General features: G+C 45.4%; 20 protein-coding genes. 17 read left to right on the forward strand and 3 right to left on the reverse strand.

All coding sequences use genetic code 11. The annotated features are described in order from the left end of the window. The first annotated feature begins 70 nt into the window (after positions 1-70). The 4 genes from MKY24_RS11345 (at position 71) to MKY24_RS11360 (ending at position 1,687) form a co-directional block, all read left to right on the forward strand. Positions 71-640 (forward strand): hypothetical protein, encoded by a 570-nt coding sequence (locus MKY24_RS11345; protein WP_053325330.1) that lies wholly within the window; start codon positions 71-73, stop codon positions 638-640. Between the two features lie 68 nt (positions 641-708). Further along, the gene (gene rpmG, locus MKY24_RS11350; RefSeq protein WP_007430271.1) at positions 709-858 is read left to right on the forward strand and encodes a 50S ribosomal protein L33; all 150 of its coding nucleotides are present in this window, start codon (positions 709-711) and stop codon (positions 856-858) included. Positions 859-953: 95 nt separating this feature from the next. Next, positions 954-1,424 (forward strand): hypothetical protein, encoded by a 471-nt coding sequence (locus MKY24_RS11355; protein WP_023988396.1) that lies wholly within the window; start codon positions 954-956, stop codon positions 1,422-1,424. A gap of 17 nt (positions 1,425-1,441) precedes the next feature. Then, positions 1,442-1,687, forward strand: a complete 246-nt coding sequence (locus MKY24_RS11360) for a type B 50S ribosomal protein L31 (RefSeq protein ID WP_013310118.1) — start codon at positions 1,442-1,444, stop codon at positions 1,685-1,687. A gap of 111 nt (positions 1,688-1,798) precedes the next feature. Here the strand turns inward: MKY24_RS11360 and MKY24_RS11365 are convergent, their stop codons facing one another. From MKY24_RS11365 to MKY24_RS11375, 3 genes are read right to left on the reverse strand one after another with little or no spacing between them, the layout of a single operon-like run. Then, positions 1,799-2,926 (reverse strand): GTP-binding protein, encoded by a 1,128-nt coding sequence (locus MKY24_RS11365; protein WP_053325331.1) that lies wholly within the window; start codon positions 2,924-2,926, stop codon positions 1,799-1,801. Positions 2,927-2,944: 18 nt separating this feature from the next. Then, on the reverse strand, positions 2,945-3,922 hold the full coding sequence (locus MKY24_RS11370) for a TIGR03943 family protein (protein ID WP_053325332.1): 978 nt from the start codon (positions 3,920-3,922) through the stop codon (positions 2,945-2,947). An 8-nt stretch (positions 3,923-3,930) separates the two neighbouring features. Then, complete coding sequence (locus tag MKY24_RS11375) at positions 3,931-4,932, reverse strand: permease (RefSeq protein ID WP_339201984.1); 1,002 nt, start codon at positions 4,930-4,932, stop codon at positions 3,931-3,933. Between the two features lie 234 nt (positions 4,933-5,166). Between MKY24_RS11375 and MKY24_RS11380 the strand changes: the two genes are divergently transcribed. The 13 genes from MKY24_RS11380 to MKY24_RS11440 all read left to right on the forward strand — a co-directional run bounded on the left by MKY24_RS11380 (position 5,167) and on the right by MKY24_RS11440 (position 14,871). Continuing rightward, positions 5,167-6,249 carry a CobW family GTP-binding protein gene (locus MKY24_RS11380; RefSeq protein WP_075154134.1) on the forward strand — a complete coding sequence of 361 codons (1,083 nt, stop codon included), beginning with the start codon at positions 5,167-5,169 and terminating at the stop codon, positions 6,247-6,249. Further along, positions 6,246-7,355 (forward strand): iron ABC transporter permease, encoded by a 1,110-nt coding sequence (locus MKY24_RS11385; protein WP_034095024.1) that lies wholly within the window; start codon positions 6,246-6,248, stop codon positions 7,353-7,355. The genes MKY24_RS11380 and MKY24_RS11385 overlap by 4 nt, the downstream gene beginning before the upstream one ends. Then, positions 7,352-8,140, forward strand: coding sequence for an ABC transporter ATP-binding protein (locus MKY24_RS11390; protein ID WP_076160276.1), 789 nt, complete (start codon positions 7,352-7,354; stop codon positions 8,138-8,140). The genes MKY24_RS11385 and MKY24_RS11390 overlap by 4 nt, the downstream gene beginning before the upstream one ends. 64 nt (positions 8,141-8,204) lie before the next feature. After that, the gene (locus MKY24_RS11395) at positions 8,205-9,227 is read left to right on the forward strand and encodes an ABC transporter substrate-binding protein (protein ID WP_076160280.1); all 1,023 of its coding nucleotides are present in this window, start codon (positions 8,205-8,207) and stop codon (positions 9,225-9,227) included. Between the two features lie 217 nt (positions 9,228-9,444). Then, on the forward strand, positions 9,445-10,152 hold the full coding sequence (locus MKY24_RS11400; protein ID WP_025724201.1) for a metal ABC transporter ATP-binding protein: 708 nt from the start codon (positions 9,445-9,447) through the stop codon (positions 10,150-10,152). Beyond that, the gene (locus MKY24_RS11405; RefSeq protein WP_028542348.1) at positions 10,098-10,946 is read left to right on the forward strand and encodes a metal ABC transporter permease; all 849 of its coding nucleotides are present in this window, start codon (positions 10,098-10,100) and stop codon (positions 10,944-10,946) included. The genes MKY24_RS11400 and MKY24_RS11405 overlap by 55 nt, the downstream gene beginning before the upstream one ends. 52 nt (positions 10,947-10,998) lie before the next feature. After that, positions 10,999-11,988, forward strand: coding sequence for a metal ABC transporter substrate-binding protein (locus MKY24_RS11410; protein WP_339201986.1), 990 nt, complete (start codon positions 10,999-11,001; stop codon positions 11,986-11,988). A gap of 333 nt (positions 11,989-12,321) precedes the next feature. Beyond that, positions 12,322-12,684, forward strand: coding sequence for a response regulator (locus tag MKY24_RS11415; RefSeq protein WP_023988407.1), 363 nt, complete (start codon positions 12,322-12,324; stop codon positions 12,682-12,684). 85 nt (positions 12,685-12,769) lie between these two features. Then, positions 12,770-13,258: a hypothetical protein gene (locus tag MKY24_RS11420; protein WP_023988408.1), complete on the forward strand. Its 489-nt coding sequence runs from the start codon at positions 12,770-12,772 to the stop codon at positions 13,256-13,258. Positions 13,259-13,324: 66 nt separating this feature from the next. After that, positions 13,325-13,708 carry a VOC family protein gene (locus tag MKY24_RS11425; RefSeq protein WP_023988409.1) on the forward strand — a complete coding sequence of 128 codons (384 nt, stop codon included), beginning with the start codon at positions 13,325-13,327 and terminating at the stop codon, positions 13,706-13,708. A 154-nt stretch (positions 13,709-13,862) separates the two neighbouring features. Beyond that, complete coding sequence (locus MKY24_RS11430) at positions 13,863-14,057, forward strand: hypothetical protein (protein ID WP_013310131.1); 195 nt, start codon at positions 13,863-13,865, stop codon at positions 14,055-14,057. A gap of 12 nt (positions 14,058-14,069) precedes the next feature. Continuing rightward, positions 14,070-14,405 carry a YolD-like family protein gene (locus MKY24_RS11435; RefSeq protein ID WP_013310132.1) on the forward strand — a complete coding sequence of 112 codons (336 nt, stop codon included), beginning with the start codon at positions 14,070-14,072 and terminating at the stop codon, positions 14,403-14,405. Between the two features lie 121 nt (positions 14,406-14,526). After that, a complete protein-coding gene (locus tag MKY24_RS11440; RefSeq protein ID WP_023988410.1) occupies positions 14,527-14,871 on the forward strand; it encodes a cupin domain-containing protein in 345 nt (114 codons plus the stop codon). Positions 14,872-14,903 lie beyond the last annotated feature (32 nt).

The following is a 14,903-nucleotide window of genomic DNA, read 5'->3' on the forward strand; positions in this document are numbered from 1 at the left end:
CAAACTCATGCCAAAACAAGGGTATAATATAGAAGGAAAAGTTCATCTATGGAAGGACGGAGTGTCCAGCATGACAAGAAACCTTCAATATGTGCCCTATGGTTATGAGCCTCCGATCGAGACGCATAAAGGGACCATGGTTTACTATGATACGTTCGAGCAGATTACAGCCAGAGAGCTGGAGCTTTTTGCCGAAACGGGGGCTGCATTATCTTTTACAAAGCTGGTGCTGTATCCGCTACATGAAGAAACCGTCAGAAGAATGTGGAAGCAGCCGGTACGTTCGTATTACAAGCGGGTGGACGAGCTGGGAGAGTGGCAGCGGGAGCAGGCTTTGAGTGCTGTTGTGATTGAGAGTTGGGAAGGTAAGCGTAAAAAGTATACGCCGATTGAAGCAGCCATCCGTTTTTTGGCGGAAAAGTATACGACCCCACTTTTTTTGTACATGAGTCCTGAAACTGCAAATTTGTGCGCTTCCTATGCATCGTTTGGAGAATGGATTAGAAATGTCAGATTGCTGCTTTCGAGCGAACCCCAGGAACTTCATCCGAAGCTTGCACAGTACCGTAATCGCTGGAACACGGTAGAAGAAGCGACAAACCGTGACTCTAAGGTTGACAAAGCGGAGCATGAATTATAGAATAGAACTAATCGTAAAAATTACTATTGTAATTGTATACCATGTATTCCAATTAAGGAGGAAGAGAAATGCGCGTAATTGTTACCTTGGCATGCACCGAATCCGGTGATCGCAACTATACAACAACCAAGAACAAAAGAAATCATCCGGAGCGTCTTGAAATGAAAAAATACTCTCCGCGTCTGAAAAAGTACACGATCCATCGTGAAACTAGATAATTTGAGGCTTGCTATATAGCAACCTGAATGATCCTGCATCCTGAACGGAGCCTGTAATTCTAATGAATATAGGGCTTCATGAAAGGAGCTGCGGCATGATCTCTCCAGTTAACGATGAAGAAATCGTGTTAAGTTTGCAAAAGCCTGCGTTATGGAACCGGCGAAAACTTGAATTAGTCCAGTGGACAGAGCGTCCAAAGTTAAAGCTTGCACCTAAGAAAACGGCTTTTTTTCAAGGCTGTATGATAGATGCCGAGCTACATGGCACGCTTTGCCTTTTGAATCGAAAGCACGTGGCTACCGAGTTCTCCTGTGCTGGTGTCAGCATTTGGGACGAGCCGGAGGACCATTCACTATATGCTTATATAACGATGAAGGCTGACGAAAGATCCGGAGCGTTCGTGCAATGGGCGATGCGATATATGCGGCATCGTTTGCTTGTCGTTTACGAGCTTGAGCGCAACCGTTATGATCTGTCGTCTTTTTTTCTGGGACATAACCGTTCCTTTTGCCAACTGATGGAGTATTGCGCCAGTACGTTTGAGTTTGAAACTAAAACTATATGAAAGATTAGGTGAAACTAATGAAAAAAGATATTCATCCAACATTGAACAAAGTTATCTTTTTGGACCCTAGCTGTGGATTTACTTTCCTGAGTGCTTCCACTAAATATTCGCAAGAAACGATGGAATGGGAAGATGGCAACACATACCCAGTTATCCGTGTAGATACTAGCTCCGCTTCCCACCCGTTCTTCACTGGTAAACAAAGAAACGTGGATATCGGTGGCCGTGTGGATCGCTTTAACAAAAAATATAACCTTAAGTAAGAACAGTCGAGCGTTATGTTTATGGATTATGCTAATAATCCGTGAACATCGCTTTTTAAAAAACCTCCTGCAGATGCAGGAGGTTTTTTTGTCTTAATCTAGACCTGTCATTTATAGCGAAATGAAGCACTGTTCCCATTGGTCGGTAATGGATGCTTTGTCGAGCTGCTCCCCAATTAGCGTGACATATCCCTGACTCACGGGAAGTGCAGTAGGCTGCCACTCCAAGTGATTTCCTGAAAATTGCAAAAGCATTGTACCTTCCTGAGGAAGCACGCAATAACCTTTCGCTCGAAGCAGTGAGGAACCTAACCCGGTTAGAAAGTTTTCTAATCGTTGTTTTTCGAGTGGCTGAGGAGAATATTGATGCAGCGTTATGCTCTCCAGACGGGAGAACGAATGAGGCTGCTTAGGATCGTGGTTATGACTGTGTGTCGAAATAACTTTGAAAGCCGTACTTCTGGAGACACTACTGGTGCTTCCGATACTTTTGACGGGAATGGGGACGAACGGTGCATCTGCATCAGTGAGCTGGACCTGTGCAGGTGCTGGTTGAGGTGTCTGTGCAGGTGCTGGTTGAGGTGTCTGTGCAGGTTTCGCGGCAACGGATGCGGAGGCCAGAACAGGCTCTAGTAGTGGTTCAAGGTCAACTCGGCTATATTCAGTAGTTTGCAGCTTGGCCGTATCGTTGAGCTTGCGGATGCTCTTGACGACCTTCGTCACTTCACGGCTGCTTGCTGCATCCGTCTTGTTCACCACAATGAAGTCTGCGGTGCGCAGCTGTCCGTGCAGGGTGCGAACCAGTTCTTTATCAGCCGTAAAGCGGCTGTTGTATTCATGGAACAGCTCAGCATCCACAACACTGATGCTGTGAACCAGATAAAGCCGATCTGCCAGTAGAGGGGAGCGAAGCTCCTCCAGTACTTGTTCGGGGTTGGCTACCCCGGTGGTTTCCATGAAGATCAGATCTGGCTCCTGGCTGAGCAGGGTATGCAGAGCCCCTGCCAGCTCATTTCTTTTGCTGCAACAAATGCAGCCTTCTAGCAATCCTTCTACTGTTACGTCAGGCATTTCCTCTGAAATTATAGCGCTGTCTACATCATATTCGCCCATTTCGTTCATTAAAACAGCAGCACGAAGGGGGATTTGGCGAGTATGGGCTAATAGGCGCAAAAGTAGTGTTGTTTTGCCGCTTCCAAGAAAACCACTGATTAAAATAACAGGAACTTTATTCATCATTTTTCCTCCTTGGTGGGTTTAGTGTGCTGTGTTCAAGCGATCAAAGGTAGCTACCGAGTCTGCTTGGGTATAGACATAAGGGGATTCTGGCTGCTCGACAGCGGTTATTTTTTCGGATCGAATTTCAAGTACGGGAGCGTTGCCCTTTTGTGTGGCATGCAGTGTTCCTTCAATGGTCACCCAGGTATCCTTGTCAAAGGACGGGGCTTTCTGGGATTGGACGATGATCCCGAATGGCATGGCATCGGCAGTACAACACATGACGAGGAATCTTCCTACTGCAAATAGGCCTTTACCCGGCAGGTTGTCGTCTTTATAGACAAAGCCTGTCACCTGTACTTTTTTTCCTTCAAAAGCTTGTTTATATAATTCAATGGCTCCAATAGTTTCGGAAAAAATCTCTGGCTTGATCTGTATGATAGGTTGCTGATACAGGCGTTTCGCCAGCTCAGCGAATTCTACATTGTACTTATCAGGCGGAACGAACAGCTTATCCAGCGTTTCCTGACTCCATTTTCCCTCTGGAGGGGACGAAGTTGGGACAGAAGATGCAGTTGATAAAAGGGAGGAGGTGGATGCTTTTGTGATCTGTGTATCCGTTTTTCGTCGGATATCCGGGTTGGGATACGTGAAGGACATGCCTTTTTTGGCGGCCATATCACTACCAAGTGCCTGATTGGGCAGCAGAGAACCGAACAGGAGCGGGATGAGCAGCATTCCATATACGAGTGTTTTTTTGAACCAGCTTTGCGGCAACGGATGCTCACAATCACATACATCCTCACCGTCCCGCTCCCCGATGATTCCGTGCCATGCCATCGCCAATGCGATGAACAAGAGTGGTACAGGACAGAGTAGGAGCAGCTTTTGCATATGGGGAGCCAAGTAGTAATGAAGTGCATTCGTGCGGCTTAATGAGACGATGTACACAGCCAATCCGATCAGGAGCAAGGAGCGCATGCCGTATTGCCAGCGAATGCTAAAGGTTGAATTCACGTTTGTATTCACCTCCCTAATAACCATTCAGCAGCTATAGAACCCACTAGAACGAGTGAAACAATGAGCAAGCCCAGGATGGCGACAAATTTGGTGCGGAAGGTGCTTAGCAGCATGAGCGTGCCTTTGAAGTCTAGCATCGGACCGAGTACAAGAAAGGCTGCCAGCGGACCCAGTGTAAAGGTATGTGAAAAAGCAGTGGCTACAAAGGCATCGGAGGTGGAACACAGCGACAGTATGTAGGCAAAACCCATCATAAAGGCGTACGATCCAACCGTTCCGTTGCTTAACGAAAGCAGTTCATCGCGTGGGATGAAGGTTTGAATGCAGGCTGTTAATAGTGCGCCGATAATGAGATATTTACTCATGTCCAAAAACTCGTCACCAGCATGTACAAAAAAGCCCCGCCATGTGCGAGTATGCCGATGAGTCTGATTGTTCTGCTTTTGCTGGTTAAAAGAGAGCAACGACCGTTTGAGCGGATGCACTCGTACAAAGGCATACACGATCAGCCCGATGATCGCGGAGACGGCAAAAGCCAAACCCATTCGAACGGCAGTGACCTCGGGATGGGAAGGGAAAGCCATCATCGTCGCAGCCAGTACCACGGGATTGATAATGGGCCCGCTTAAAATAAAAGTGATACCCATATAGGCAGGCATTCCCTTGAGCATTAATTGCCGAACGACAGGGATCATGCCGCATTCACAGATGGGAAATAGCATACCTAGTAAGGAGGCCAGCAGGACACCCGGTACAGGATGCGCAGGCGCTATTTTGCGAATCCATGTCTCCGGTACAAGCCACTGCAAAAGGGATGAGACGAGTACACCGATAAGGAGAAACGGAACAGCTTCCAGAAAAATGCCCATAAATACCGTTTTTAACGGTTGCAGCTGGCCCATATCTAACAAACGAAGCCACTGGGGAGATAGCGTGACAAGCACAGGGATGAGAAAGGCAAACGGAATTATAAAAGGCAGCATCTTCAACAGCGTACTGTTTTTCATTCCACGTCTCCTTGGGAATAAGGGTTCTTATCTACATCCTATGTCTGTAGAGGGACAATCATGCCCGCTGGATTGTGCTTGTCTCACCTCCTATATTGACAATTCAAAGAGTGGTCATATATATTTATGTTTGTTATTAGTAATTATTACGATTAAATTTCGATAAATGATTGCAAGAAGGAAACTTTTACGGTACGATCCATATTAAATGTTGCAAAGACAAGGAGGGGTTATATGATACCGATTGTTGTTTTATCCGGTTTTTTGGGTAGCGGTAAAACCACTCTTCTTCAGCATGCGCTGGCTTACTACAAGGAGAAGGGCCTCAAGCCAGCCATTTTGATGAATGAGTTGGGTGATGTTAATCTGGACGGCAGTTTGGTGAATGGCCAAGCACCCATGAAGGAAATGCTCAGCGGTTGTATATGCTGTACCATTCGCGGGGATTTGGGCGTCGAGCTCATGAATCTTGCTGATGAATATAAGCCGGACGTGATTATTGTAGAATGTACCGGAGTGGCTAACCCGATGGAGATTGTAGATGCAGTGACAGACGCCTCCATTTATTCTTCTATGATTTTACAATCCGTTATCACGGTCATAGACTCGCGTCAATTTCTGGATTTTGCCTCGGGGAACGAGAGAAGCAAGTCGCTTCGTTTGATGCAGGATCAGCTTCGGTGCGCTTCCAAACTGATTATTAACAAGACCGATTTATTGGCTGCGGGCGAGTTGCAGAAAGTACAGGCCCTCGTAAAAGAGTTAAATCCATATGCTTTGACTGTGAGCACGCAACGAAGTGACGTGGACGCGGGTATTTTTTTCTCCACTCAAGGAGAGGAGCGTATGGACGTTTCGCGGCATAAGGAATCCGCAGTTGATATTAAGAGTAAACATTCTCATTCGGAAAATCATTTGCAGACGTATGATCATGATAACCATACAGATCATCATGATCATGATCACCGTGATCACGCCCATGGCCACGAACATGGGGAGCATTATCATTCCTACGACCATGTAGTTGTTCACACGCATTTCTTTGGACAACCTGTGCCACGATCCGAGTTTGAACAGTTGTTCCGCAGTTTGCCAGCTGAAATTTACCGGGCCAAAGGAATTGTGCGGTTTCTGGAATCAGAGGGCCAGATGATGTTTCAATTTGCCTATCGGGAGCTGGAAATCATTCCGATCCGCCCGCAAAAGCCAGTGAACGATGTAGCGGTTGTCATGGGTGAGAATTTCTCTGCTTCCGAGATCGAGGAACAATTGAGAAAGTTGGAAGCTGCCGAAAAGCCATTGAGTAGTAGTTCATGACTTCGAGAACGAGCAACCTTAATCCATCACAACATAATTCTCGCGCACACCTAGCGGGCAAGCCTACTTGGGGATTTACAACAATTCTGCTGCTGACTGCTGGACTGTTGCTTTCGGTCACACTCGCGGTTATGCTGGGTCCTGTAGCTGTCACACCGGGGACGATATGGCGAATTGCACTGTCCCATCTTCCCTGGCTGGACCAGTGGATACCCGTGACATGGACCAAGCCTGAGCAATATATCGTTTGGGAAATCCGCTTTCCACGCGTGCTGCTAGGTGTTGTCGTAGGAGCAGGACTTGCTGTTACAGGAGCGACTATACAGGCATTAATCCGTAATTCGTTAGCAGATCCCTATATTTTAGGAGTCTCGTCTGGGGCTTCGGTAACAGCCACGTTGGTGATTGTGTTCGGAGCTTTCGGATTTTTAGGACGACTTGCGCTGCCTTTATCTGCTTTTATAGGTTCGTTAACTGCAATGCTTATGGTGTTCGCGTTAGCCCGTGTGGCTGGGAGCATATCGACGACCCGCTTATTGCTGGCAGGGGTGGCGGTGTCTATGATGCTGTCGGCAGTGACTAGCTTTATCGTTACGATGGCCCCGAATGAAAAAGGCATTCGTGACGCGATGTATTGGATGATGGGAAGTCTGGCAGGTGCTCAATGGGATACGCTTTTTATTCCAAGCCTCATTGTAGCCGTTGGAACGGCTGTGCTCCTGACCCGATACCGTTCGCTGAATGCTTTGCTAACGGGTGAAGAGACCGCAGTAACGCTCGGTGTGAACGTACAGGCGTTCCGCGTATTACTGGTTGTTGTGGCGTCTCTTTTAACCGGGGCAGTCGTATCAGTTAGTGGCTCGATTGGCTTTGTCGGGCTTATGATTCCGCACATCGTTAGGCTGATAGTGGGATCAGATCATCGGCGTGTACTGCCTGTCAGTCTGTTGGCGGGAGCTATTTTTGTCGTGTGGGCTGATGTATGTGCCCGGCTCGTGCTGGCTCCACAGGAGCTGCCGATTGGTATTGTGACGGCTGTGTGCGGAGGACCCTTTTTTGTGTGGCTGCTGCGTCGTAGTTCCTACTCGTTTGGAGGCGAAAAATGAATATAGAAGTCGAATGCGTGACCTTCAGTATTCACGACAAACGGCTGATCGACGGCATCTGTCTCCAGGTAAAAGCAGGGGAGCTGGTCGGATTGATCGGTCCGAATGGCAGCGGGAAATCGACGTTGCTCAAAAATATGTATCGTGTGCTAAAGCCTGACAGTGGTTTGGTTACGTTGGATGGCCAGGATATGCTGCGGATGAAGTATAAAGAGACGGCCCGACAAATGGCAGTGGTGAGTCAGGATGCGCCGCAAACGTTTGATTTTTCAGTACGGGACATCGTGCTGATGGGGCGCCATCCGCATAAGAAACTGCTGGAAGCAGATACTGTCGTCGATCATGAACTGGTCGAGCAGGCGCTGGAGCGGGTAGGCATGGATGCTCAGGCGGATCAGGACTTTGCCACCTTGTCCGGCGGAGAAAAGCAACGGGTATTGATCGCCAGAGCTTTGGCCGGGCAGGCGAGATTTCTTGTTTTGGATGAGCCGACGAATCATCTGGATATCAGGTATCAGTTGCAAATTTTGGATTTGGTCAAAACACTTCGGATAACTACGCTAGCTGCACTACATGATTTGAATTTGGCGGCATTTTATTGTGATCGAATGTATGTATTAAAAGAAGGCAAAGTGGTAGCCTCTGGCATAACGGAGGATGTGCTTCAGCCAGACCTGCTGTGGAGTGTATTCGGTGTGGAGACAGAAATCTGCATTCATCCAAAAACCGGGAAGCCGAATATTACCTTTTTACCGGATTCTCTCAGGAGAGGAGGCTATCCATAACGTCAACAGAAAAGGTGATACGATGAGGTAAGATATACTACAAATAAAAGAGGAGACGGTACATATGAAAAAATATAGCAAGCCCGCGTTACCGCTGGTTATGCTCGCTTTGGCGATGATGCTGTTGTTATCAGCCTGCGCAGCAGGAAACACAGCTCAAACAAGCGATCCATTGGCAAACGGGCAGCAACCTGCCGCATTGCAATCGGCAACCAATAAGACGTTGGTAGAGCTTGAGAACATGGGCGTTAAAATGGTATTTCCCGAGGCGCCCAAACGCGCGGTTACATTGAACCAGCATGCGACTGAGGTTATGCTGGCTCTTGGACTGGAATCCTCTATGGTAGGAACTGCGTATTTGGATGATCAGATTTTGCCAAAATATAAGGCTCAATATGACAAAATCCCGGTACTGGCCGGACAATATCCGTCCAAAGAGGTGTTTATGGCCGCTGCACCGGATTTTGCCTATGCGGGCTGGAAGAGTGCCTTTAATGATAAAAATCTGGGTTCCCGTGAGGAGCTAGCCAAACAAGGGGTGCTGACCTATGTACAGGAGTCCTCCAATAAACCGGGTCCCACGTTAGAAGATGTGTATCAGGATATACTAAATATTGGGCGTATTTTCAGGGTTGAGGAGCGTGCAGAAAAGCTGGTAAATGACATTCGTGAACAAGTGCAGTCCATTCAGACTCAAATTGGTATTGTTGAACAGCCACCCAAGGTGTTTGTCTATGACAGCGGAGAAGACAAGCCCTTTACGGCTGCCAACAATTACCTAACGTCTTTGATTGAAAGTGTGAAGGCGAAAAATATTTTTGATGATATCGACAAAAGTTTTACCGAGGTAAGCTGGGAAGAGGTTGTGAACCGTAATCCTGACGTCATTGTCATTCTCGACTATGGTGATACTTCACTGGCGGATAAAGAGAAGCTGCTCCTGAGCAAGCCTGCGCTGGCTGGTGTGGAAGCGATCAAAAACAAACGGTTTATAGTACTGCCATTATCCGCAGCGGCTGAAGGCGTGCGCGCTCCGATCGCGTTGAAAACCTTGGCGGCAGGCTTATACCCGGACAAGGTGAAGTAAACAAACAAAAGAGTTTCCAAAACATTGACGAACCTTGCCTAAACTGTTAAACTTGCTAATGCGTAAAGGTTACGTTTATCAAACGCTTATTTTTTTATTACCAAATCGTAATAATTACGGTAGATGGTTTAATGATCATAAACGACCTGGAGAATCTGCGCAAATGATGATCGCTCAGATGGCTCCAGGCTTTTTAAAGGAAAAGGAGATTTGCGTCATGTTATTGGCCTCATTGGAACAGGTCACATTTGGCTACGGAGACGTTCCTAACTTGGTGGATGCCAATGTTGAAATTTTTTCGGGAGAATTTGTAGCTATTACCGGACCGAATGGTGCTTCCAAATCAACCATGCTCAAACTGTTGCTCGGCTTGCTTCAGCCTTGGAAGGGCAAGGTGTTCATGTCTAACCGTACAGGTGAAGGCAAAAAGCTCGTTGTCGGATTTGTATCCCAACAAATTGCTGCTTTCAATGGCGGATTTCCAAGTACGATTTTGGAATTTGTCCGTTCAGGAAGATATACTCATGGCTCTTGGTTACGCCGTATGCGGTCTGAGGATCATGATCTGACTGAGCAGGCGCTGCGTCAAGTAGGCATGTGGGATTTGCGTCACCGTAAAATCGGAGAATTGTCGGGTGGACAGAAGCAGCGTATTTGTGTGGCAAGAGCACTCGCTCAGGAATCGGATTTGCTCATTTTGGATGAGCCTACGACCGGAATGGATCAGGAAAGCCGCCATCATTTCTACGATCTGATGAATCAGCAGGTTAAGGAATATGGAAGAACTGTGGTCATGGTGACCCATGGACTATCGGAAGTGCAACATTATCTGGATCGAATTATTGAGCTTGAGAGGAAGGAAGATGGCGGATGGAAATGCTGCACTACGACTTCATGCAGCGGGCATTTTGTGCCGGTGGGGTAATTGCACTGCTGGCCTCGGTGCTTGGAGTATACCTGATGCTACGGCGTCAGGCTCTCATGGCGGACATGCTATCGCATGTATCGCTGGCAGGGGTGGCAGCGGGTGCCTATTTAGGCATTAACCCAACGATAACTGGATTTATTGTTGCCGTAATCGGCGCGATTATCGTTGAATACGTCCGCAGGTCTTATAAAACATATAGTGAGATATCTGTGGCTATTATTATGGTAGGTGGCCTCTCGACGGCCGTTATTTTAATGAATCTGAATCAGAGCATCAACAAAGGGTTTTCCGCTTATTTGTTCGGTTCGGTAGTAGCGGTCAATCAGACAGAGCTGATGTTGATGATTGTAGTGGCTGTGATCGGAGGTATTTTCTTTTTTGTATTCCGGCGTCCATTGTATCAGATTACCTTTGATGAAGAAACGGCGAAGACTAATGGTCTTCCTGTCAAGTCCATCTCATTTGCATTTAGTATTTTAACAGGGATGATTGTAGCTGCTGCAATGCCGATTGTCGGTGTACTGCTTGTCTCCTCACTCATCGTGCTCCCTGCGGCGCTGGCGATTCGAATCGCACCGAGCTTCGCGGCAGCCATCTGGATATCTATGATCACTGCATTGATCGGCGTATTTATGGGTTTAACGGCGTCGTATGAACTTAGTACACCCCCAGGGGGGACAATTGCCATGGTGCTGTTATTATTCCTGATCGTAGGAGCTGGTATTCAAAAGCTGGTCCGTAAGCTGGGCAAGCAGCAGGCTTCCCGACGGAAGAATGCGACAGGCCAGTGAGTGTAATTACAGTGAGAGTGACTAAAAACTAACACATAAAGGAGTAATGAATATGAATACATGGTTCAAAAAATCATTTGTATTGTCTGCGGGACTAGCACTTATTTTGTCTGGCTGCGGAGCCAAATCTGATAATACAGCTACAAATGCTTCCCAAACCGAGCCGAATGCGGCACAAACAGCAGACAAGCTGAATGTGGTCACCACTTTTTATCCAATGTATGAATTTACCAAGCAAGTTGCTGGAGACCATGCTAACGTAACCGCGTTGATTCCTGCCGGTGCTGAGCCGCATGACTGGGAACCAAGCGCCAAAGATATGGCAGAGGTTAAGGATGCTGACGTATTTGTTTATAACGGTATCGTCGAAGGTTGGGCAGAACAGGCTTTGAGCAGCGCGTCCAACGATAAGCGTGTTGTAGTTGAAGCGAGCAAAGGGTTAAACCTGATGGAAGGCACTGCTGAGGAGGAAGAAGGAGAAGAAGCACACGCAAAGGAAGGCCATGATCACGATCATGTGCTGGACCCTCATGTATGGCTTAATCCAGTCTTGGCCCAAAAAGAAGTAGAGTCCATTGAAGCAGGGCTTGTGGCAGCCGATCCGGCAAACAAAGCTGATTATGAGAAAAACGCTGATGCTTATATCGCCAAGCTAAAAGAGCTGGATAACGAGTTCAAAACAGGTCTGAAAGATGTAAAACGTAAAGACTTTATTACACAGCATGCTGCTTTTGGTTATTTGGCTAAGCAATATGGTCTGACCCAAGTACCCATTGCCGGATTATCTCCGGAACAAGAGCCTACACCAGACAAGCTGGCGGGTATTATCAAATTTGCTAAAGAAAATAATGTTAAAACGATTTTCTTCGAAACTCTTGTTGATCCGAAGGTCGCTGAGACCGTAGCTACTGAAATCGGTTCAAAAACCGATGTACTGAATCCGCTCGAAGGATTGACGGATGAAGACAAACAGAAGAACCTGGATTACCTTGGTGTGATGAAAAACAATCTGGAGGCTTTGAAAAAAGCTCTGAATGAATAAGGAATTCTTAAACGAATAAGTTTAAAAACTGACGTCGGAATGATACCGGCGTCAGTTTTTTTATAACTATCTAAGAAGATTGTACTTTTTGGGCTAGTGCTCTAGATTCAGTAGATATATAGTCCTTTGTAATTTGCTTTTCAGAAATGATTTACGTCATTGTGAAACGTTTTTTTGAAAACTAATTCTGTAGTAGCTAGTTTCAAATTTCTTTTATAATTCATTGGTAGCGTTTTTATTTTTACAGATTCTTTCTATTAATATTACTAGTTTATTCACCGATATTGAAGTTTGGGCGTGCATATCATTTGACAACGGATTGGAGAGGTTAATTTGGCAACAGTTATAGTAGTGGATGACTCTTTATTTATGCGTTCTGTGCTTAAGGATATTCTTTTGGATTTAGGTCACGCTGTTATTGCGGAAGCAGAAAATGGGTATGATGCTGTTTTGAAATACGCACACTTTCGTCCCGATTTAATCACCATGGATATTAATATGCCTAAGATGGACGGACTTGAGGCTGTTAAAAAGATTGTAGAGCTTGATCCCCAAGCCAATATTTTGATGTGTTCTGCTTTGGGGCAGCAGGAAGCGATTATAAAAGCATTTCAGGCAGGTGCAAAAGACTTTATTGTTAAACCATTTGAGATGGAAAGGGTCGTGAATGCAGTCACAAAAATGCTGGGGAGTTAAGGAATCAAGATTTTTAATACATAAATATTGAACATGTTAAAGCGAGAATTCCATGCTTATTTTCACGAATATGGAGATGAATAGGATGAGCAATCGAGTGTTGTCTCAAAAAGTATTTATAGACGAACTGATCGCTACGATCAAGAATGGAGGGCTTGTCCCTGTAAATTATGAACACCTCGTCAGCGAACAAAGGGAAAGAATGGATGCTCTTAACAATGAACTTACCCTTCGTATTGAGGGATTAGAGACCGACTTGATCTCTGCTTCGACACATTCCATTCCTTTTGCCAATGGCGAAATTATGTTTCTTGCTCGCTATATTGTACTCATTGGGGATCATACCGAGGGATACTTTGTGTTCTATCGAGCAGAAGACTGTGAAAGTCCAGAGGAATATCAGTTTTTAACAAGCTCTTATCAACTTCCGCATTTATTACTTGAATTATCTCTTTCTTTAAAAGAACATGGTACTAATGAGCCGCTTGATATTCTGACTTATTGGAATGGCCCTGTCTATCCGCTGAAAGATTTGAATAAAGAAGATATTAAGCTATCCACCTATGAATTTTAAAGTGAGGAGATGGGATTAGGGGCATCGAGGTTTGGTAATTACTTATACAAAGGAGTTGAAAAATCAATGATTAGTAAAGTCGGTCAAATTATGTTGTATGTAAATAACCAGGATGAGGCACTGGATTTTTGGACAAAAAAAGTAGGATTTAAAGTAATTTCTGAAGAAAATAATGGTCAAGGAATGAGATGGATTGAAATTGCTCCTGCAAAGGGTGCAGAAACAAGCATTATTCTCCACAATAAGGAATTCGTTGCTAAAATGTCACCTGAATTAAATCTCGGTACACCTTCTTTAATGTTTTTTTCGGAAAATCTTGATCAATTATATGACGACTTATCAAATAAAAATGTCAAAGTTGGAGAAATTGTAACTATGCCTTTCGGAAGAGTGTTTAACTTTGCAGATAATGAAGAAAATTACTTTGCTGTAAGGGAACGAACTAAATAATAAATTTTTGTAGAAGTTAAATTTTTAAGTTCAGATTACATTGTTACGAAATCCCTTGAGAGAGTCAAATCCCTCAGGGGATTTTTTTACATTGATAATCAAACGCATGTTCGCATATAATACAAACAAACGTTCTGATAAGGAGTGAAGGATCATGTTGGAAAAATACGTGGGGCAGATCGTGGAAATCGTGTATTTGGATCGGAAGGGCAAACTGTCTCATCGGCGTATCGAGGTGCATCGTGTGCAGAATGGCTTGATACGAGCCACCTGTTTACAGACAGGCCAGCCACGTGTTTTTCGATTAGATCATGTATTGGCATGGCATCCGGTAACCAGAACAGCATAGGAGGGGCTTACGATGGGGAAAAAGCTTGAAGGAAATGGCATATGGGAAAGCTCGCGCATGATTTTGCCTGAGCATCGGGAGGCATATTTAAGACTGATGAAGGAGCAAGGAAGGCGCGGCAAGCCAGCACTGGACGATCAGGAAATGCAGCAGATTGAACAGGCCATTATCGTATCCTATAACGAACGTAAGCCTATTACGCTAAAAGTGTTCAATCCATTTGATGATGAGGAGCTGCGTGGACTGGTCACGGTGATTAACACAAGTCGGCGAGAGGTGAAGCTATCCCGTGGGGAAGAGGATTTTAGCTGGATAAAGTTGGAGGAAATTATCGAGGCGGATATATAAAAACAGTCTGACTAAGTCGGAGTGTTTTTTACATTTGTCCCGCCGTTTTTTAAAATTAAGATTGTAGCTCTATGAATCCATATTTAAAATAAAACTGTAATTGCAAAAGGAGGAGTTCAATATGAAAATAAGTAAAAATAATGCTGAACATTATATATGGGGAGATCAATGTGATGGTTGGCGCTTGGTGAAAAATAATGATTTGAGCATTATTCATGAGCGGATGCCTGGAAATACACATGAGGTGAGACATTATCATCATCATGCGCGCCAATTTTTCTTTATTTTATCAGGTAAAGCGGTACTTGAAGTGGATGGTGAACGAATCCAATTAGGATCTCAGGAAGGATGTGAGGTTCCTCCTATGGCGCCTCATCAAATGTTTAATGAAACGAATCAGGATGTTGAATTTTTGGTTATTTCTCAGCCTGCGAGCAGAGGTGACCGGGTTCTGGCCGAAAAATAATATTTTGGAGCAGACATGTTCCAGCGAAGGTT

The sequence above is a fragment of the Paenibacillus sp. FSL P2-0322 genome (assembly GCF_037975315.1).
Lineage (GTDB): Bacteria > Bacillota > Bacilli > Paenibacillales > Paenibacillaceae > Paenibacillus > Paenibacillus polymyxa_B.